The organism is Oceanobacillus piezotolerans (genome assembly GCF_003665065.1).
In the GTDB taxonomy this organism is placed as follows: domain Bacteria; phylum Bacillota; class Bacilli; order Bacillales; family Amphibacillaceae; genus Oceanobacillus; species Oceanobacillus piezotolerans.
The window spans coordinates 651,903-671,397 of the sequence record NZ_RCHR01000003.1 but is presented as its reverse complement, the minus strand read 5'-3'; the positions used below and the strand labels follow the sequence as shown (position 1 = coordinate 671,397).

The 19,495-nt window shown below is 40.1% G+C and carries 18 protein-coding genes; 3 read left to right on the top strand and 15 right to left on the bottom strand.

The features are described from left to right. Positions 1-25: 25 nt before the first annotated feature. The 4 genes from D8M04_RS11370 to D8M04_RS11355 form a co-directional block, all read right to left on the bottom strand. Positions 26-631 (bottom strand): class I SAM-dependent methyltransferase, encoded by a 606-nt coding sequence (locus D8M04_RS11370; RefSeq protein ID WP_121523032.1) that lies wholly within the window; start codon positions 629-631, stop codon positions 26-28. Between the two features lie 19 nt (positions 632-650). After that, positions 651-1,586 carry a ketopantoate reductase family protein gene (locus tag D8M04_RS11365; RefSeq protein WP_121523031.1) on the bottom strand — a complete coding sequence of 312 codons (936 nt, stop codon included), beginning with the start codon at positions 1,584-1,586 and terminating at the stop codon, positions 651-653. A gap of 109 nt (positions 1,587-1,695) precedes the next feature. Next, positions 1,696-2,646, bottom strand: coding sequence for an ABC transporter permease (locus tag D8M04_RS11360; protein WP_121523030.1), 951 nt, complete (start codon positions 2,644-2,646; stop codon positions 1,696-1,698). Further along, entirely contained in the window at positions 2,639-3,562 is a 924-nt protein-coding gene (locus D8M04_RS11355; RefSeq protein WP_121523029.1) for an ABC transporter ATP-binding protein, read from the bottom strand. The genes D8M04_RS11360 and D8M04_RS11355 overlap by 8 nt, the downstream gene beginning before the upstream one ends. 375 nt (positions 3,563-3,937) lie before the next feature. On the opposite strand from D8M04_RS11355, the gene D8M04_RS11350 reads away from it, so the two are divergent. Beyond that, positions 3,938-4,480 carry an HD domain-containing protein gene (locus D8M04_RS11350; protein WP_121523028.1) on the top strand — a complete coding sequence of 181 codons (543 nt, stop codon included), beginning with the start codon at positions 3,938-3,940 and terminating at the stop codon, positions 4,478-4,480. A 258-nt stretch (positions 4,481-4,738) separates the two neighbouring features. On the opposite strand, the gene D8M04_RS11345 is transcribed toward D8M04_RS11350, so the two are convergent. Continuing rightward, positions 4,739-5,365, bottom strand: coding sequence for a peptidylprolyl isomerase (locus tag D8M04_RS11345; protein ID WP_121523027.1), 627 nt, complete (start codon positions 5,363-5,365; stop codon positions 4,739-4,741). 115 nt (positions 5,366-5,480) lie between these two features. Between D8M04_RS11345 and D8M04_RS11340 the strand changes: the two genes are divergently transcribed. Continuing rightward, on the top strand, positions 5,481-6,518 hold the full coding sequence (locus D8M04_RS11340; RefSeq protein WP_121523026.1) for a C45 family autoproteolytic acyltransferase/hydrolase: 1,038 nt from the start codon (positions 5,481-5,483) through the stop codon (positions 6,516-6,518). Positions 6,519-6,593: 75 nt separating this feature from the next. Here D8M04_RS11340 and D8M04_RS11335 read toward each other — a convergent pair whose 3' ends face one another. The 4 genes from D8M04_RS11335 to D8M04_RS11320 form a co-directional block, all read right to left on the bottom strand. Continuing rightward, positions 6,594-7,025, bottom strand: coding sequence for a GNAT family N-acetyltransferase (locus D8M04_RS11335; protein WP_121523025.1), 432 nt, complete (start codon positions 7,023-7,025; stop codon positions 6,594-6,596). Between the two features lie 100 nt (positions 7,026-7,125). Then, positions 7,126-7,800: a DNA alkylation repair protein gene (locus tag D8M04_RS11330; RefSeq protein ID WP_121523024.1), complete on the bottom strand. Its 675-nt coding sequence runs from the start codon at positions 7,798-7,800 to the stop codon at positions 7,126-7,128. Between the two features lie 4 nt (positions 7,801-7,804). Then, positions 7,805-8,728 carry a cysteine synthase A gene (cysK, locus tag D8M04_RS11325; protein WP_121523023.1) on the bottom strand — a complete coding sequence of 308 codons (924 nt, stop codon included), beginning with the start codon at positions 8,726-8,728 and terminating at the stop codon, positions 7,805-7,807. A 99-nt stretch (positions 8,729-8,827) separates the two neighbouring features. Further along, on the bottom strand, positions 8,828-9,682 hold the full coding sequence (locus tag D8M04_RS11320; protein ID WP_158595112.1) for a gamma-glutamylcyclotransferase family protein: 855 nt from the start codon (positions 9,680-9,682) through the stop codon (positions 8,828-8,830). A 131-nt stretch (positions 9,683-9,813) separates the two neighbouring features. Here D8M04_RS11320 and D8M04_RS11315 point away from each other — a divergent pair, with 131 nt between their 5' ends. Further along, the gene (locus tag D8M04_RS11315) at positions 9,814-10,947 is read left to right on the top strand and encodes a zinc-dependent alcohol dehydrogenase (RefSeq protein ID WP_121523021.1); all 1,134 of its coding nucleotides are present in this window, start codon (positions 9,814-9,816) and stop codon (positions 10,945-10,947) included. On the opposite strand, the gene D8M04_RS11310 is transcribed toward D8M04_RS11315, so the two are convergent. From D8M04_RS11310 to D8M04_RS11285, 6 genes are all read right to left on the bottom strand, one after another. Beyond that, positions 10,937-11,812: a 5'-3' exonuclease gene (locus D8M04_RS11310; protein ID WP_121523020.1), complete on the bottom strand. Its 876-nt coding sequence runs from the start codon at positions 11,810-11,812 to the stop codon at positions 10,937-10,939. The genes D8M04_RS11315 and D8M04_RS11310 overlap by 11 nt on opposite strands. 3 nt (positions 11,813-11,815) lie before the next feature. Then, on the bottom strand, positions 11,816-15,439 hold the full coding sequence (locus tag D8M04_RS11305) for a dynamin family protein (protein WP_121523019.1): 3,624 nt from the start codon (positions 15,437-15,439) through the stop codon (positions 11,816-11,818). Between the two features lie 154 nt (positions 15,440-15,593). Further along, positions 15,594-17,123 carry an acyl-CoA carboxylase subunit beta gene (locus D8M04_RS11300; RefSeq protein ID WP_121523018.1) on the bottom strand — a complete coding sequence of 510 codons (1,530 nt, stop codon included), beginning with the start codon at positions 17,121-17,123 and terminating at the stop codon, positions 15,594-15,596. Positions 17,124-17,134: 11 nt separating this feature from the next. Further along, positions 17,135-17,917: an enoyl-CoA hydratase-related protein gene (locus D8M04_RS11295; RefSeq protein ID WP_121523017.1), complete on the bottom strand. Its 783-nt coding sequence runs from the start codon at positions 17,915-17,917 to the stop codon at positions 17,135-17,137. Between the two features lie 47 nt (positions 17,918-17,964). Next, the gene (locus tag D8M04_RS11290; protein WP_121523016.1) at positions 17,965-18,177 is read right to left on the bottom strand and encodes an acetyl-CoA carboxylase biotin carboxyl carrier protein subunit; all 213 of its coding nucleotides are present in this window, start codon (positions 18,175-18,177) and stop codon (positions 17,965-17,967) included. Between the two features lie 114 nt (positions 18,178-18,291). Next, positions 18,292-19,434, bottom strand: a complete 1,143-nt coding sequence (locus tag D8M04_RS11285) for an acyl-CoA dehydrogenase family protein (protein ID WP_121523160.1) — start codon at positions 19,432-19,434, stop codon at positions 18,292-18,294. Between the last annotated feature and the right edge of the window lie 61 nt (positions 19,435-19,495).

Sequence of the window (19,495 nt, the reverse complement as noted above, 5' to 3'; positions counted from 1 at the left end):
CTAACAAAGCCTCCCTCTCCTAACTTCACTGAGCTGGAGATGCTTCGATGACATAAAGCATCCCCTTCCATTGCCGATCGACGTTGATAACGTTTATATTCGCTTTCTTAAGAAGGTTTAATATATCTCGATTACAATGGCATCCAGAGATTATCTTGTACAGCGGATCGATTGCATGTTGAGCCATTTTTAGAAAGGCATGGGGACTTATACCATGCTCCAGCAATAGAATCCTCCCGTCTTTCTTACACCAGTGACTAAATCGTTGAAGTGTCGAAACCGGATCTGGGTAGGCACATACTGTTAAACTGGAAACAATACAGTCAAAAGACTCGGCTTTAAAGTGTAGTTCATCGACATCTTTTTGGAGAAAAGTTGTCTGGAGATTATATTGGGCTGCTCTTCTTTTCGCCCGTTTTATCATTTCTATGCTCATGTCAACTGCTGTAATGTGTTCGGTCGCCTCTTGGTAAAAAGGAAAGTTAGCTCCTGCACCTACCCCTACTTCTAATACGCTGCCAGAAGCTTTCGCTAATAGTTTATTTCTCCATTTATGGAGGTACTCATTACGATGATTGTCATACATTCTGGCTTGTTTATCATACTTCTTTTGAAGCTTTTCTTTCTTCATCACTTCAACTCCTGTTTTTTTACTGCCTATTATTTGGCTCCCCGTTCTCATATGGCTTTAATAACCCATATAGCGTTTCAATGACAGGTAACTGTAAATCATGCTTTGCTGCCATTCGCAATGCTCCCCCATGTAAATGCTCTACTTCTATCGGTAAACCCTTTCGCAAATCCTGATGCATCGAGGAAGTCGCCTCTTTCGCAAGACCTCTCATGCTGGAAACGATTTTATCCACTTCTTCTTCTGAAAAAGAGATCCCCTCCTTACCGGCTAACTGGGACATCTCCAACACGACATTTCTTGCTACTCTATATGTTGCTTCTATATTTGCAATAAATCCTGCTGGGAGCTTTGTTGCCGAGGTCACACCAGAAAATGCTGTTATAAAAATGTACTTTTTCCACATATGTTTTAAAATATCATCTTCACGCAAAATAGCTGCCTGGATATCATGATTTATCTCTTCCAATTTTTCACAGATGCCGACTTGTGCCTCGTGAAGGGCTCCAAACTTGATGGCACTTCCTTTATTGGAATGGATTACATGGCCTTTGTCGTTCAATGTTGCAATAATCGATGCAAATCCGCCTAGCACCTTTTCGATACCAACCGCTTCCCTTAATTGCTGAATATGCTCCATGCCATTTAATAAAGGGAGGACAAATGCTCCTGTTCGCTGGGCAATCACTTTAATCTGTGGGATTGCCTGTTGGAGGTGATAGCCTTTAACTGCGAGAATGATCAGATCCATCTCTTCTATTTCCTCAGTGGAAGTATATAGCTTCACTTCTTTATTTTCATAATCACCTGCCGGACTATGAATCTTCAAACCTTCCTTCCGCAGTTGCTCTGCTCTTCTTTCCCTCACCAAATAGGAAACGTTATATCCAGCCTCTAGCATCCTGCCACCGAAATATCCCCCTAATGCACCTGCTCCATGAAATAATACTTTCATATAACCATCCCTTCTCACGTTACTTTTCTTAATGTTCTAACATATTTTATCATACTGCAAAAAGATGCCCAAGAAATCCCTTGAGCATCTTCTTATGTTTCGTATATTTTTAGTTTCCTGCTACATCACGTTTTGTAAACACACTCCATGCTGCCACAACAAAGACGATAAAGTAGATAATGAGCATCGTTACAGAGAATGAGAGACTCATCCCCTCAATCCAGGGTTCGGCTCCATTGGCATATTGGCTTAAATCTGTATTTGCAAACAGGATATACTTCGCCCATTCTTTATCGGCAAAGAAGGAAACAATCGAACTTCCTGCCATCATTAGAAATACGGCTAATCCAATAGCAAGTGCACTATTTCGGAAAATACTTGAGATCATAAACGCAAACGTAGCCATCATGACAAGATTGATTAGCTTGAAGCCATAGCCTGAAGCAACCTGCCCGAGAACAGATACATATTCTAATCCATTCGCACCTTCTATCACAATAGATGGATTAAGACCTTCAATGCCAAAGAAAAGAGCACCTATAATAAACGATAAAACAATAACGAAAACAAGGGTAACGAGCGCAAATAACAATACAGCGATGAACTTGGACAGTAAAATCTTAGACCTTGAAATCGGACGGATTAATAAAAGCTTTATCGTCCCCCAGCGGAATTCATTAGCAATAATTCCCCCAGCTACAACTATGGTAAATAAACTTACAATCGAAAGGAAAAGCTGATTCTCCATGACAAATTGCCATGCTCCATAACCTACAGGCTGAATGTCATTCTCTAAGTAGTAATTGTTCTTCGCGATCACCGAAGAATTATATCCTTGCATGAATTCATCTTGTTCCATTTCTTCTGTCAGCTTTTCATTTTCCGCTTGTAATTCCGTGCGCCAATTCTCTTCCGTATAATCCGTATAGTCTCCCATCGTATTACTAAGAATTCCTAAACCAATTAACAGTATCGCAAGGAGAATATACATCGCCCAGGTTGATTTCTGTATATAAATTTTAAAAATTTCATTGTACGTAAGCTTAAATAGATTACCCATTCACACTCTCTCCTATCACATCAAAGAACTTATCTTCCAGCGTAGATTTCGGAATTTCTACTTGATAAACGGAAACATCATGCTCGACAAATGTTTTAATGATGTTTGGTATTTGTTCCCTGCCAATTTGCAATGTTACAAGCCCGCGTGTTAGGGTTGCATCGATTTGATGATTTGTTTTTAATAGTTCAATGGCTTTATTTGCAGGTCGCACCTCTAATTGAACAGTAATGGCTTCCGGTTCCATTTGTTCATTATCATTTACCGATTGAATCGCAATGAGTTCCCCATTCTTAATGATTCCAATTCGGTCACACATGAGTTCCACTTCGGATAAAAGGTGGCTGGAAATAATAACCGCTACATTTTTTTCCGTGGCTAAACGGCGAACATAGTGACGAATTTCACGAATACCCGCTGGGTCCAGTCCATTTGTCGGTTCATCAAGGATTAATACAGATGGATGATGCAGGAGAGCTTGCGCGATACCCAATCGCTGTCTCATTCCTAAAGAGTACTTTCCAACCTTGTCATGAATCGCCTTTTCCAAATTGACTAAGGAAACAACCTCTTTGATGTTCTCCATCGTTACGCCTGGAATCATTCGAGCAAAATGCTTTAAATTCTGCATACCGGTCATAAAGGGATACATTTCCGGATTTTCTACAATTGCCCCGACCTCTTTGATTGCTTCTTTATAATCCTGTTTGATACTTTTACCAAGAATATGTACGTCTCCATCTGTTATTTTCATCAAACCTACCATCATTCGAATGGTTGTTGTTTTCCCCGCACCATTCGGTCCGATAAAACCAAATACTTCCCCTTTATGGATTTCAAAATCCAATCCCTTAATAATTTCCTTCTTTCCAATAGATTTCTTTAAATTGATAATTTTCATTGCGGCTTCTGACAAATAAATCTCCCCCTAAGGTATATAAAGTTCCACTCCAATTCATGTAGCCTTATCCTAGCTCTTTTTTGCCAACGGCACCAGACACTTGAACTGTAATCTGATCTAAGCCTAAAGACGTAGAGGAGTTATGTTACATGATTTCTTCTCTAAGTAATACGGAGGAATTCAAAAATGGTTTCACATAATTTTATTATTTTTCCAATATATGGGTATTTTGTTTAAAATTTTAGGTTTTGTAGTCTATTTACTATACCGTTCCTCTTTTACCTTCCTTTCACGTGGTAAGTCATCTTGCAAATAGATTGAAATGAGAGATAAAAGATGTTACTATTGCAAACAATATATAATTTTCGATTATAAATAGGAGGAGATATCATGAAGCGTAACGTGACATTAGAGAAGTTATTTATTCATCCGATTGTACAGAAATACGTTGGTCGTTCTGGTATGGCACATGCGATTTCTGTTGCAGAAATGGCATATGATATAGCTTTAAAAACAAATGTAAATCCTGATTTAGCAGCTAAAGCTGGATTTCTCCATGATATCGGTCACTATGAATGGTATTCTAAAGACGGAGAATGGAACTATGAGATGTACAAGGAAAATGATATTCATGCCATCAAAGGTGCTGCCAGAGCACATAAGCTCCTCGTTCGGTGTGGGGAGAATTTACATGATGCGAAAGAGATTGCCCTTGCAGTCCTGTTACACACAGATTCCTATCTTCCAGAAGGAAAGTTGCACTTGAACTCATTACAAACGGTCGTAGCAGAAGCAGATGAGAAGGACGAGGAGCCAGGCGGAGGCCATCATTACAGGGAAATTGATTATTTCTCTGCGCTTGAGCGGATTCAAGTTCTTGATGAAAGGATTCAGCAAACCTTACAATCTAATTCTTTAGAACAAACAAGTTAAAGATTCACTGCCAAAAAATCATTGAATCATGAAAATGAACAAAGGAGTTTTTCAAATTGGTTTCGTTCAAATCACACAATTATCCCCAGTAAAAATGCTCGTTATAACAAACGAGCTATTTTACTGGGGATATTTTGCCTATGCAGATTTGCTGTAACAATTAGTCTTTATATGCTTTCTATAACTCTGTAAGATTAAGTATCTTTATGTTAAGTTTTCCCTTGCAATCATGATCCAAACTCATTTTAAAGTGCGTTTTTATTCCATTTTCTCAGGTTCAGGAAAATTCTCGCCCTTTGTATCCACTTCAACTTTCTTCATCACCTGATCCTCTAACGGCTTGTCCATTCCATCTCGTTCAACGGAAACAATCTGATCGACCGTTTCCATTCCTTCTGTCACGCGTCCAAAAGCGGCATATTCTCCGTCTAAGTGAGGAGAGTCTTGATGCATAATAAAGAATTGAGAGCCGGCGGAATCAGGGTCCATGGAACGCGCCATCGAGATAACCCCTCTTTCATGTGCCAAGTCATTTTCAAAACCGTTAGAACTAAATTCCCCTTTTATCGCGTAACCCGGTCCACCTGTGCCATCTCCTTTTGGATCCCCACCTTGAATCATAAAGTCAGGGATAACTCTATGAAACGTTAAACCATCATAGTAACCCTCTTCCACTAGTGATACAAAGTTTGCTACCGTATTAGGCGCAACATCTGGATACAGTTCCAGCACAATTTGCTCATCATTTTCCATCGTTATTGTCACAACAGGATTTTCTCCAGTATGTTCTTCCGGTGAGGTATTTCCCTCGTTCTCTTGTCCGCATGCAGATAGGATAAAAATCATCATGATACCTAAAAATAAAAAAAGCCACTTTTTGTTCATTTTTTCACTCTTTCCTGTTTTTTCGATTATTATAGCATATAGTTCGTATTCATTTCTTTTTTCTATTGTATCTTATATACTTCAATCACAGTAGCAACAAGAGAGGTGCAAAAGAATGATTCAAGTATATAGCGATATGTTCACCTTTCGGGGGAATCATTATCAGTTTGGATATAAACAAGGGGAATGGCTTAGGACATCCCCTATTCTACCGAATCGCAGAAAGCAATCAGGCAGGAATAAAAAGAATTATACAATAGATGTCACAAAGGCAATGGATGCTTTTCAGACCTTTCATCCAAGTATATTAGAAGAGCTGGAAGGATTAGGTGATGCTCTGCAAATGCCTTGGGAAGAGGCCTTAAAAGAGTTTGGGGGATATTACTTAGAGTATGGCAGAAGTGGCTGCTCGATCATAACAACCTCTAATTCTCTCGTTCGCAATTATGATAATGCTCCAGAAACCTATGAAGGCAGATATATGCTTTACCAGCCAACTGATCAAGGCTATGCAAGTCTAGGGCCAACGATGCAAATCACTGGCAGAACCGATGGTTTGAATGAAAAAGGCCTTGTAGTGGGCTATAATTTTGTTCATCGAAAAAAAGGGATGGATGGATTTGTTTGTAATATGGTTGCTCGCCTTGTGTTAGAAACCTGTGCAACTATAGAAGAAGCAGTCCATTTATTAACAGAACTTCCCCACCGCCATTCCTTTAATTATGTCATAATGGATCAGACTGGAAAATCGATTATTGTAGAAGCGTCACCCAGAAGCGTTGTAACCCGAAGTGATAATGCCTGTACCAATCATTTTGATACATTAACAGATGAAAATCGTTATAAAATGGACGAATCCATTAGCCGCCTAAGTGTAATTAAACAACAGCAACAGGGAATCACTGATGGATATAGTGCCTATAGATTAATGAACGATACAGACAAGGGAGTATTCTCTAAAAAATACGGTGCATGGGCGGGAACCCTGCATACCTCTGCCTATTTCCCTCGTGAAATGAAGGCTTGGTATTCCCTTGGCGGAGACCGTCCTCCATTCATTATTGATTTACAAAAATGGCTTAAAGGAGAAGAACTGCGAGTGAAAAAAGTAAAAGGAGAGCTCGACACGAATTCCCCTTTTGTTAATATGTAGTATTTGTAAGTAAGACGTGTTTACCTTGCACGTCTTATTATATTATGTGCTGAACCGTGTTCATACTTCAGACTTTTATTTCACTAATGATTTATAAAATCCTGTCGCTTTTCCCTCAAAACCTTTATTGGTATAAAACCGGTGCGCATCTTCGCGTTCATTCCTATTCCCGCTATTTAAAACAAGGGTGATGGCATCGTGCTCTAATCCCCATTGCTCTGCTGCATCTAATAGCTGTGCACCTATACCTTGTTTACGGTAACTATTTTCGACGATGAGTGCAACGACTCTGACATAATTGGCATTCTTTTCATAATGCATACCAAGCATCATTCCAATCATCCCAACCACTTTTCCATCCCTTTCTGCCACTAATGTGTTATACCAGCCACTTCCTTCTATATTATAAAAGCGCCTGCTCATTTCTTTCTTCGTTGTCGGATAGCCTAATTCCCCCATAAGAAATGTGAGTGCATCCATATCTTCGGCTGTTGCTTTGCGTATCATTCTTTTTCCCCCTTCCCCCTCTACTTAATTTACCATATTTGGAAAATAAAGAAAATATATCTTAATAAAAAAACTCGCTGTATTAGCGAGTTTTTTAGTCTTATATATATTTAGAACCTTCTCGTACACTCAATGCAGCAAGTTGACTTTCATTTATAAAACAACGCACCGAGTTTGGATTGGTCTTTGAATATTCTCTTAGTGCCCAGCCTATTGCTTTTTGGATGAAAAATTCCTTACTGGTGTTATGGATGCCTATGTAACGATAGAGCAATGCTTCATCCGTGGTCTCTTTGTATTTTAATTGAAAGAGAATCGCTGTTCGATTAAGCCACATATTGCTGCTCGTTGCCCACTTTTCTATATAGTCTGGAATTACTTCTGGATTGGTTCCAGCAATATGGCCAATTGACTTTGAGGCTAAGGCATCTACAGTGTCCCACCAGGATTTAGTAGTAATGAGTTTCTCCATCAGCGGCATGTGGGTTGGTTCTAACTTCTTACGCATCCGATCCATGTAATCTAGAGCAGCTTGTTGATATTCCCGCTCCTCCAGTTCCCATAATGCCCATACAAATTCCGGGAGAAAGGCTTGTTTCAAAATATTGGTCTCTTTGTAAAATTGCCTCATGAGATTTCTTCTTTGTGGTGTTTTAATCCCTAAAAAGGGATAACGGTTGCGCATATATTTAGCCATCGGTACCGCATTTTCTTCGTTTCTATTTGACTCAAAGAGGGAAAGTATTATGTCAACGTAAGTTTCAGATATGGTCATCCACTTACTCCTCATCAAATAGATTCATACTTAAGTAGCGCTCTCCAGAATCAGGTGCCAAGCAAACTACCTTCTTGCCTTTTCCTAGCTTTCTTGCTACCTGTATCGCAGCAAACACAGCGGCAGCCCCTGAAGGTCCAATGAAAATGCCTTCTGTACGTGCGAGTTTACGCAGCATATCAATCGCATCTTCATCCGCAATTTGAATGATTTCATCGTATACATCCGTGTTTAGTATGTCAGGAACAAAGCCCGGACTCGTTCCAACAAGCATATGCTTTCCTGGTTTACCGCCAGATAATACTGGTGAACCCTTTGGTTCTACAACAGCTACATGCAGGTTTGGCAACTTCTCTTTCAGTGTTTCCCCCGTACCAGTAACTGTTCCACCCGTTCCAGCAGTACATACAAAGGCGTCTAAGTCATGATCCATTTGTTCCAAAATTTCTGGTGCTGTTGTCGTCCTGTGAATATCTGGATTCGCTTTATTTTCAAACTGCTGAGGAATAAAGCTGCCTGGAATTTGCTCTTGCAGCTGGAGTGCTTTTCTAATACATCCTGGCATCTTTTCCTCTGCTGGTGTAAGCACCACTTCCGCACCATATGCCTGTACAATATTTCTTCTTTCCATCGTGCTGTTATCTGGCATTACTAAAATCGCCTTATAGCCACGTGCTGCCGCATTCATCGCAAGTCCAATTCCCGTATTGCCACTTGTGGGTTCGATAATTGTCGCTCCTGGTTTTAATTCTCCTTGTTGCTCAGCTTCCAGAATCATATTAAATGCCGCACGGTCTTTCACACTTTTACTTGGATTAAACAGTTCCAGTTTTACATAGACCTCTGCTGCATCTTCCGGGACCACTTTATTCAGTTTCACGATCGGAGTTTCCCCAATTAAATCGGATATATTGTCTACAACTTTCATTCTTATACCTACTTTCTAACACATTCTCTGATTAATCATATAGAAATGCTATATCATTATCGCTTCTACTATTATACCCCTTTGATCATGATGTTTCTATTAATTAGAAGTACCCAGTCTATCGATGCGTTCCTGCAATTTCTGTCTATAAGTATCGCTGAGAATGTTGCTTGCTCCTCGGAAAATCTCCTCTGCATAATGTTTTGTTGGAGGTGTTTCTTGTGATTTTTCCACTCCTGTAAAAGTAATTACTCGTAACCTCTTTTCATCTTTCAGAGTTACTTCCACTACAATCGGACGATAACTTTGAAAGAATACTCCCTCTCTCTTGTATAAATAATCCAGTGCTTCCTTTGGAACATTGTAAATAACCCCTTCCACGATTTCCTTTGGAGATGAAATAATATCCGCTTTTCCTCCATCAAGCGATTCCCGTGAAAAACGAAATCCATAATCCCGCAGTATTCCTTTTCCAATAATGGATTGAAAATAAGCGTCTACACCATGTTCCTTAAAGCGTTCATGATCCATACAAGATCCATATGCAAAATAGTAGTAGGTACTCTTTTGTAAATATTTATATACACTCCAATTTCCATGAGGAATTTCTATTGTAGAATTCATTAACCGCTCTCCAGCGGCATAGATATAACAATCTATGTGATCATCTCTATCGTTATAAGCCGTTATTTTTATTCTTTCAAATAAATTATGGTCTCTGCCTTCCCTGTAATCTTCCAATTGATCTAATTCTTTTAGTATAGAACTGTCCACCTCGTAGACCTCTCCATAAGTAAATGTATCCTTATCGTAAACCCAAGCAGGATAGCCAAATCCTGTATCCAATAATTTCCCAAAAACATAAGCTTCACGATAGACACAGGTCGCCGACTTTAGCAAATGGTGATTCCGTTCCCCTTGCATTAATGTCCCATATACAAATACATGAATCATATGCTTCCCCCTTATCCTTTTTGTATCTGCAAAATAGTATATGGATGAAACAGGAAAAAGTCTAACCAAATACATAAATTTGCAGTTAAAAGCAATTCTAAAGACAACGAACAATAGGAGGCGAAAATTAGGTGAAAGCAGTAACTTACCAAGGAAAATACCAGGTAGAGGTTTCTAATGTAGCAGATCCAGTCATCAAAGCAGCAGATGATATCATTATAAAAATAACTTCAACAGCCATCTGCGGCTCTGATTTACATTTATACCAAGGAAATATGCCGATTCCAAAGGACTATATTATTGGACATGAGCCAATGGGCATTGTGGAGGAAGTTGGTCCCGATGTAACGAAGGTAAAAAAAGGCGACAGGGTCGTTATCCCATTTACTGTCGCTTGTGGCAACTGTCCGTATTGTCATAATCATATTGAAAGCCAATGCGATAATGCCAACCCTCACTATGACTCTGGAGGATACTTTGGCTATACAGAGAAGTTCGGAAATTACCCTGGAGGACAAGCAGAATACTTGCGGGTCCCATTTGGCAATTATACGCCATTTGTCATTCCAGAGGATTGTGAACTAGAGGATGAAAAGCTGTTATTTTTATCCGATGTACTGCCAACCGCTTATTGGAGTGTCGAACATGCGGGAGTAAAAGAAGGCGATACGGTTATCGTTTTAGGCTGTGGACCAGTAGGTTTGATGGCTCAGAAATTCGCCTGGCGAAAGGGAGCAGTACGTGTGATTGCCATCGATTATTTTGACTATCGATTAGAGCATGCCAGAAAGGTTAATCAATCTGAGGTTTATGATTTCACCAAATACGATGACATGGGGGAAACGTTAAAGGAATTGACCAAAGGTGGAGCTGATGTTGTTATTGATTGTGTAGGTATGGACGGGAAGAAGTCACCACTTGAATTCGTGGAGCAAAAGTTAAAACTTCAGGGAGGTACCATTGGACCTATTCAAATCGCAACCAAAGCCGTGAAAAAAGCTGGAACTGTACAAATTACTGGTGTTTACGGTGGCCTGTACAACATGTTTCCACTTGGTCCCTTTTTCGCTAGAAACATTACCCTGAAAATGGGACAAGCTCCAGCACGTGCTTACATGCCAGAGCTTTATCAGCAAATCGTTCAGGAGAAATTTGACCCGACAGATATTATTACACATACCTTACCACTTCATGAAGCGGAAAAAGGCTATAATCTATTTCAGAAGAAAAAGGATAACTGTATTAAAGTGGTCCTTAAACCGTAGTTCTTATCAATTTGGCGAGATGATTAAATTCCATCTCGTCAAATTTCTTTAATAGCTTCTCTTCATTATAATTCCAAAGAGCATCATCAATGGCACATTGAACAGGAACGTCGCATTTAATTTCAGCCAGAGTCCTCGACATATGGAGCATATCAAGATTATTTTTAATCTTCGTTTGTACTCCTTTTGGCAAGTTATCGAGGTTTTCAAGCAGCTGGTCAATGGACTCGTGCTCTTGAATAAGCTTAATAGCCGTCTTCTCCCCGATTCCTTTTACTCCAGGGTAATTATCAGCAGAGTCGCCCATTAAGCCTTTCACATCAATGACCTGTCTTGGAGTGATTCCTTTTTTCTCAAGGAAATTGTCTACTGTAAAGACATCATAATTCCCCGTGCCCTTTTTCATTATAGCAACCTTAATTCCATCATCCACAAGCTGAAGCATATCCTGATCACCTGTCAAGATAAGCACATCATGCTCTTCTCGGTAAGCTTTCGCCAATGTTCCAATGCAATCATCGGCTTCGAAATTCTCCAGACCAATATTCGGCATATCAAAGGCTTCGACTACTTCTTTAACCAGATCAAATTGTGGTATTAATTCGATAGGCGGTTCTCCTCTGTTCCCTTTATAATCCTGATAAAGTTCCGTACGAAATGTCTTGCTCCCCATATCCCAACAGCAAATCGTATGTGTTGGTTCAAAGGTTTCCACTGCATCTAAAAAGTAACGCATAAACTGATAGATTCCATTTGTCGGAACACCAGATTTTGTCAGCATAAAATTTCCACGAAAAGAAGTGGCAAAAAATCCTCTAAATAAAAGCGCCATTCCGTCTACCAGTAATACTCTATTTTTTTCCATAACTTACACTTCCTCTATTCCAAGCTCTCTTATTATAGAGCGAATCATTGTTTGCTTCTCAAGTAAAGCGCCCTTATCTAAATTCGTTCCCATCATTTCAATGTTGTTTGCTACCAGCTTATTAATCGCATTTGCCGAGAACCCTTTAAGTCCAGTAACTAAAGATTCCCATGCCTCGCCATATTCACTGGTAAAATGCACTCTGTTAGTTTCTATATATTCTTTTGCTAAAGGCTTCAGCGCCTCAAAGAACAACTCCTTTGTTTTTTCTTTTTCATTTTTCTCAAAGAAGGATTTTGTTCCTTTAAATGTCACCACAGCCTTGTCAAAAATCGAAAAATCAAGCTTATCAAATGCTCGTGCAACGTCAGGTGTCTGTATTTCAGGAGCACTCCAATTTGACAGTTCAAAAATTTCGTCGGTTTGCTTGCTTTCCGTAACAAACAGTTGATAAAAACGTTGCGCCTCCTCTTGCATAAACGTCTCGACGCGAATAGCAACAGCCTGTAATTCTTGCAGGAGCTCATAACCAATATAATCGGTTAATTCTTCCATCGCTTTTCTCACCTGGACCTTGCCCATTGAGCCGGATTCTGTAATAGTTGCAGGATTGAAAAAGTCCTTAAACATATCATGATATCGAATCGAAAGGCGTTCTAATACATAAAAGAGTTGCTTTTCTATTTTATCATGAATCCGGTCAAGAAAGATAGAGGATCTTGCAGTTTTAATAAACTCCTCCAATCTTCTCTGCTTCAGAAGCAGGTCCTGCTTTCTATCTTCTTTTGCCTTTTCATCGAGATTCAGAGATTCTATTAATCGTACCAATGCATGATAGGTTCGGCTTATATCCCACATCGCTGCTTGTTGTGTCAGTGCAATTAAGTCTTGATGGATAAATTGGTAAAAGCGATCTTCGAATGCCTGCATTTGTGCATTTAACGTACTGCTATCCAGTTTTTCTTGGAGAGACCGCTTACTGGATAATGGATACAGCCTTGGTAATCGAATACCAAGTTTCACTAATTGCTCCTGTACATAGGATACAACCAATTGAAGCTCTTCCTCATTTTTAGCCAAATCAGCTGCATTCACGATGAAGAACATTTTATCTAATTGAAAAGATTCCTTTACCCTTCCAAGCTGCGTAAGAAAGTCACGGTCCGCTCGTGATAAAGCATGATTGTAATAAGTAACATATAGAATCGCATCAGCGTGCTTAATATACTCAAAGGCAACATTCGTATGTCTCGCATTAACCGAATCCGCTCCAGGCGTATCCACTAGTGTAATTCCTTGCCTTGTTAACGCAGAATCGTAATATAAATCCATGGAAGCAATATAACAAGCCCTCGTTTCGTCGGTTACATACGTTGCAAAATCAGTTAATTCAATCGTGATGGATGCACCGATATGCTCTTCCATCACTGGATAACCAGTAATCATAGCTGTTAAATATGCGCGGTACATCTGATTAAGGGATTTCTCTCTTGTTAATTCCTGCTTCACGACCCAGTCTAGCAATCCTTTTAGATCAGCTTGTGGCGGAGAGAAATGCTTTGTGATCTGCATAACATCCTCTGCTAAAGACTTCTCATCCTTTAATGTAACAACCACTGTGCCATGTGGCTGTTTCTTAGTTACCGGACAAATACGATTCACGGTAGCTGTCGTAGGATTAGGTGATACAGGTAACACATTTTCTCCTATTAAAGCATTTGCAAAAGATGACTTTCCAGCACTAAATGCACCAAATAACGCAATCGTATAATTGCGGTTGGACAGGCGTGTTTTCTTCTCCTTTAAATCTTCTATTAAAGAATCAAACCCTAATAAGCCTTCTACTTCCTGGATCGTTTTATCGAGCACTTTCAGAGTTGATTCTGATGAAGTAGTTGCAGTGTTCTGTTGCTGTTCCGTCCATTCTTCCCGCTGTTGATTATTTTCTTTCTTGTCCCAGTTCAATGTGGAAACGTCGATCTCTTTGATTTTTGCATTCCTCTCGGCAATATGCTGCTGGATTTCGATTACACCAGTGTTATCAAAATCGCTTGAAATAAGAATTTCATTCATTTGTTCGATTTGCTGCTGTAAACGTTCATGGCCCTCATTTCTCTTTTGCTTTTCTGCCAGCTTCTCATGGAAGCTTTCTTTTAACCTCATATACTCCTGCTTTTTACCCGCGTTTTCTTTATTTATTGCCTGTAGTAATTCATCCACAATCTTTCTAGCTTCCCGCTTAAACTGCAGCTTAATATCGTTTGCAATTTCATCGGTGTAATGTAAGACATAGTCTCCATTAAGGTTTGCACCGGGTTTTACTAATTTCAGCAGCTGCTCTTTCGTATAGCGGATTTCCAATTCTTGAATGTGCTGCTTTGATGCTTCATCTTTTATTTCATATTTTTCAGCGACTTCTGCCAGCCTTTCACGTAACTTCCATTGAACGGTTGACTCAATACTTTCTTGGAGAGGCGTCAAAAATGCCTCTATTCGTCTATCTATTTCTTCCTCCGTCTTTTTCTTTGCCCCCAATAATCCGACCTTAAAGCCTTTTTGCTGTGATTCTAAGAACTGTTCTGCTCTCTCCCGTAATGCTGCAGGCATAAGATAAGCATTCCTTAGGGTCTGATTGAGCTCCTGAAGGAATTCCTCTTCCAATAATCTCGGCAGCTGCTCCAGCCGTTCTAATTCGGAAGCAATATCATGGTATTCGTTATCGATAGCTGCAGATTCATCACTGTCATCGGTTTCTCCGAATTGTTCTTGGTATTGCTGGATAAGATAGTGCTTATGTTCTTTCATCACCTGATGTAAAGGGGTGGCAATCTCTACCTCTCGCACGCCAGTCATCAAAGATTTCAGTTTACTCTTTACTTTTTCCAGCTGATTGTGAGCGATATTCGGGTCCTTCAAGGAAGTATAATAAATCTTTTCAGGTTGAATGTTCCACTGCTCAAAGGTTCGGTTAATACTTGACTCGAACGCCTCAAAGGATAATTCATTCTCATCATGTTTATCCATTTGATTGATAATTATTGCATACGGAATCGCTTTCTCCTGAACCGCACGCAAGAATTGCAGATTGACTTCAGACTGGACATGATTATAATCCATAATGTAAAAAAGATAATCTACCGTATGCAGTGCCCCTTCTGTCATAATGCGGTCGGCATCATCCGCTGCATCGATTCCTGGAGTATCCATTAATGCGTAACCGGCGGGAATAAGTGGTTTACTTGTATTTAATTCAATCCTTTTAATGGCATCTTTATCTTTTGAATACGCTTTAATAATTTCCATATCATATGGCTCATGAAATTCAATGGTTTCCCCAGTTGTTAAATAGGCACGCGCCAGTCCTTTACCTGAATTAATCTTCACTACATTCGCACTAGTAGGAATTGGACTTTTTGGTAATATTTCTTCCCCCAGCACAGCATTAATCATCGAAGATTTCCCGGCTGAGAAATGTCCCGCAAAGCTGATGACAAATTCATTTTTATGTAATTTTTCATATAGATCAATCAGTTTCAATGCATTTTTATTATGATGTTGCTTCATAAGTTGATACATTGCTGCTATTTGCTCTTTTGTTACTGCCTTATTGATTGTTTTTTGTGTCATTCCCTATTCTCCTAATTCCCCAATTTAAACCTATTATACGTAAATTGGCGGCATAATTCTATACATTCATTAAAATTAAGAAAATACACCATGACTGTAGTTAACATAATATAATTATTGTACATTAAAAAACCTCAACGAGTAACGTCAAGGTTTAAACAGGATAAACACCATGCTTTCTTTCCGTGAAGGTAATGTTTTTCATTTCGTAAGCGGCATATCGCTTCACCAATTGTTCTCTCAGTTGATCTGGGTCAATAATATCATCGACAATCATCTCGGAGGCCAAACGATATATATCGATTTCCTCCTGATATTCACGGTGCTTTTCTTCGATAAATCGAATTCTCTCATCCTCTGGCAGTGCAGCTATTCTATTGGCATAGACAGCATTTACCGCAGCCTCCGGTCCCATTACAGCAATCTGTGCATTCGGAAATGCTAATACACAATCTGGCTCAAATGCTGGTCCAGCCATCGCATAAAGCCCTGCACCATAAGCTTTCCTAACAATAACGGAAATCTTCGGAACAGTTGCTTCTGTCATCGCTGAAAGCATCTTGGCTCCATGACGAATGATTCCTTGCCTTTCCACTTTGGTTCCAATCATAAAACCTGGTACATCGGTTAGGAACAACAGCGGGATATGGAAAGCATCACACAACTGAATAAACTTAGCCGCTTTATCAGCGGAATCTGTGAATAAAACTCCGCCTTTTACCAGTGGCTGATTGGCAATGATCCCAATCACCTTTCCATCGATCCGTGCAAGCCCTGTAATCAACTCCTGGGCAAAGTATTTCTTAATTTCGCAAAAAGAATTTTCATCAATCACCTTATCAATTAATGCATACATATTAAAAGGAGTATTCGGACTTTCAGGAATGATTTCCCGAATGGTTCGCCCACTTGCTTTTACCGCTTTCGAAGCTTGTGCAGGAGCTTTACCACGGAAATTAGCTGGAAAATAACTTAAGTAGTGCTGGGCATAAGATATTGCTTCCTGTTCGTTATTTGCCAATACATCCCCCACACCTGAGACGCTGCAATGCATCTTAGCTCCACCCATTTCTTCTAAACTAACCTTTTCGCCAATCACCTTCTCCGCCATTCTTGGTGAACCCAAGTACATGGAGGCATTGCCTTCCACCATGATGACTACATCGCAAAATGCCGGAATATAAGCCCCACCTGCGGCAGATGGACCGAATAGCAGGCAGACTTGCGGTACGCGACCAGACATTTTAATCTGATTATAGAAGATCCTTCCTGCCCCGCGGCGATTAGGAAACATCTCAATCTGGTCCGTAATCCTTGCACCTGCCGAATCAACAAGATAGATAAAAGGCACTTCCAGCTTTATAGCAGTCTCTTGGATCCGTAATATTTTCTCTACCGTTCGTTTCCCCCATGATCCAGCCTTCACTGTAGAATCATTGGCCATCACGCAAACGGTTTGACCATTGATTTTTCCAATCCCTGTCACAACACCATCTGCCGGTAAATCCTCTGCCATACAGTTGGCAAAAAAAGCATCCTCTACGTCTACACCATCATCCAATAATAGTTGAAGACGCTCCCGAACAAATAACTTGCCCTTTGATTTATTACTTTCATGATATTTTTCTTGGCCACCTTGTTTAATTTTATCTACTCTATTCTGAAAAACATCCCTAAAAGTCATGTCATCCACCTCTACATTCCCTTATACGTTGGTTTTCGCTTTTCACTAAATGCCAGTAACCCCTCAGTACGGTCTTTTGTAGAAATCGTTTCCTTATATGCCTGATGCTCGACTAATAGCCCTGCTGCTAGATTCATATCACTTCCTTTGTTAATTGCTAGCTTTGCTTGTCTCAAAGCTAATGGGCCATTACCTGCAATCTTCTCTGCAACAGAAAGAGCTCTTTCTACAAGATGCTCTTGTTCCACTAAGACTTCTACTAGCCCAATCGCGTAAGCTTCCTCTGCGGTAATTGGCTGGGCTGTATAAATGAGCCGTTTTGCCTGTCCTGCCCCAATAAGACGTGGGAGCCGCTGTGTGCCTCCTGCCCCTGGTATAATTGCTAGCGACGTTTCCGTTAATCCTAACATGGCTGTTCGGGAAGCAATTCGCATATCACACGCAAGAGCAAGCTCTAATCCTCCTCCAAATGCTGCTCCATTGATGGCAGCAATCACTGGAATCTCTAATTTTTCTATACTATCCACCGTATTTCCAATATATTGAACCGCTCGTATTACTTCCTTATCACTCATTCTTTTACGTTCCTTAAGGTCGGCACCAGCACAAAATGCCTTTACTCCTTCACCATGTATAATTGCACAATAAAAGGAAGGATCTTGCTTAATGATAAGAATCTTATCATTGAGTTGTTCCAGTAATGCTTGGGACATGGCATTTGCTTTCTCCTCACGACATAACTTCAGAATAGCAATATGATCTTTTACTCGCTGTAAAGTAACCAATTCTGCCATGGTATCCCCTCCTTACTAGGTTAGTGATTAGCTGCTAATGTTTAGGTCTATTCTATGGTTACAAGCAAATCCCCTTCATCAATAAAGTCACCAGCTGCCACATGTAGTGCTTTTATACGGCCAGCTTTTTCTGTCAAAATGGGGATTTCCATTTTCATCGATTCGATAACTACAACCTCTTGGTCTATCTCTACTGTATCCCCGACCTTCACCTCTACTCGCCATACACTGCCCGCCATTGTTGCTCTAACTTCATGCATGTAAGAAGCCCTCCTTTTATAAAGAATAGTTTAGGAGAATAACAAATAAAGTCGTTGTTACTTTTTTCAATTGGCATCAATACTTTTATTTCCACGAAAATCGAACTAAGTTTTTTAACAGCCTAAATGCCTTGCTATAACAAGTCTTTGAATCTCTGATGTCCCTTCCCCAATTTCAAGTAATTTGGCATCCCGTAAATACCGCTCTACCTCATATTCCTGCATATAGCCATAGCCACCGTGAATCTGAATGGCCTGATTTGCAGATCGAAATGCTGTCTCTGTGGCAAAAAGCTTCGCAAAAGCCGCTTCCTTTCCAAATGGTTTCCTCTGGTCCTTTAACCATGCAGCTTTATACACCATATTTCTAGCAAGCTCTACTTCCATTGCCATGTCTGCCAGCTTAAATTGTATGGCCTGAAAATTGGAAATGGATTTGCCAAACTGATTTCTTTCTTTTGCATAATTTAATGCTTTATCCAAAGCGGCTTGAGCGATGCCAACACCTAAGGCAGCAATGGAAATTCTCCCGCCATCTAAAGTTTTTAGGAATTGCTTGAAACCCTTATTTGGGCTTCCTAATATATTTTCCTTAGGCACCCTCACATCTTGAAAAATAATTTCGGCTGTGTTTGAAGCACGTACTCCCATCTTTTCATAAGGCTCCGTGATTTTTAGCCCTTTCGTGTCAGCAGGAACAATAATAGAAGAAATGGTATTTCTGCCCTTGGCATCTTTGCCCGTTACTGCTGTGACAATTAACACCTTCGCATAGCTCGCGTTCGTAATAAAACACTTTTCTCCATTGATAACGTATTCATTTCCTTCCAGGACGGCAGTTGTCTTTGTTCCTCCGGCATCTGAACCAGCATTCGGTTCGGTTAAGCAAAATGCGGCAAGCTCCCTTCCTTCTGCAAGCGGAAGCAGATAGGATTGTTTCTGCTCTTCTGTTCCAAAATAGTAGAATGGGCTTGCCCCCAATGAGACAGCTGCTGCATAACTAAGGCCGGTCCCTCCGCATGCACGGCCTATTTCCATAACAGCAATAGCATAAGCTACTGTGTCTCCACCTGAACCTCCATATTGCTCTGGGAATGGAATGCCAAGGAAGCCGAGCTTACCCATTTGTTCAAATATATCTGCTGGAAATATAGCCTCTTTATCTAGTTCTATCGCTCTTGGCTTAATTTCTTGCTCTGCAAAATCATGAACCAAAGTTTGTACCATCTGCTGTTCTTTCGTTAATTCAAAGTTCATAATTTGCACCTCTCTCGGGTTTGTATACAGAATATTCGGAATAAAATCCGCATGAAGGAGG

Coding starts and splice junctions, on each gene's coding strand:
- D8M04_RS11370 (WP_121523032.1), bottom strand. CDS start 631: ATGAAGAAAGAAAAGCTTCAAAAGAAGTATGATAAACAAGCCAGAATG.
- D8M04_RS11365 (WP_121523031.1), bottom strand. CDS start 1,586: ATGAAAGTATTATTTCATGGAGCAGGTGCATTAGGGGGATATTTCGGT.
- D8M04_RS11360 (WP_121523030.1), bottom strand. CDS start 2,646: ATGGGTAATCTATTTAAGCTTACGTACAATGAAATTTTTAAAATTTAT.
- D8M04_RS11350 (WP_121523028.1), top strand. CDS start 3,938: ATGAAGCGTAACGTGACATTAGAGAAGTTATTTATTCATCCGATTGTA.
- D8M04_RS11345 (WP_121523027.1), bottom strand. CDS start 5,365: ATGAACAAAAAGTGGCTTTTTTTATTTTTAGGTATCATGATGATTTTT.
- D8M04_RS11340 (WP_121523026.1), top strand. CDS start 5,481: ATGATTCAAGTATATAGCGATATGTTCACCTTTCGGGGGAATCATTAT.
- D8M04_RS11335 (WP_121523025.1), bottom strand. CDS start 7,025: ATGATACGCAAAGCAACAGCCGAAGATATGGATGCACTCACATTTCTT.
- D8M04_RS11330 (WP_121523024.1), bottom strand. CDS start 7,800: ATGACCATATCTGAAACTTACGTTGACATAATACTTTCCCTCTTTGAG.
- cysK (WP_121523023.1), bottom strand. CDS start 8,728: ATGAAAGTTGTAGACAATATATCCGATTTAATTGGGGAAACTCCGATC.
- D8M04_RS11320 (WP_158595112.1), bottom strand. CDS start 9,682: ATGATTCATGTATTTGTATATGGGACATTAATGCAAGGGGAACGGAAT.
- D8M04_RS11310 (WP_121523020.1), bottom strand. CDS start 11,812: ATGGAAAAAAATAGAGTATTACTGGTAGACGGAATGGCGCTTTTATTT.
- D8M04_RS11305 (WP_121523019.1), bottom strand. CDS start 15,439: ATGACACAAAAAACAATCAATAAGGCAGTAACAAAAGAGCAAATAGCA.
- D8M04_RS11300 (WP_121523018.1), bottom strand. CDS start 17,123: ATGACTTTTAGGGATGTTTTTCAGAATAGAGTAGATAAAATTAAACAA.
- D8M04_RS11295 (WP_121523017.1), bottom strand. CDS start 17,917: ATGGCAGAATTGGTTACTTTACAGCGAGTAAAAGATCATATTGCTATT.
- D8M04_RS11290 (WP_121523016.1), bottom strand. CDS start 18,177: ATGCATGAAGTTAGAGCAACAATGGCGGGCAGTGTATGGCGAGTAGAG.
- D8M04_RS11285 (WP_121523160.1), bottom strand. CDS start 19,434: ATGAACTTTGAATTAACGAAAGAACAGCAGATGGTACAAACTTTGGTT.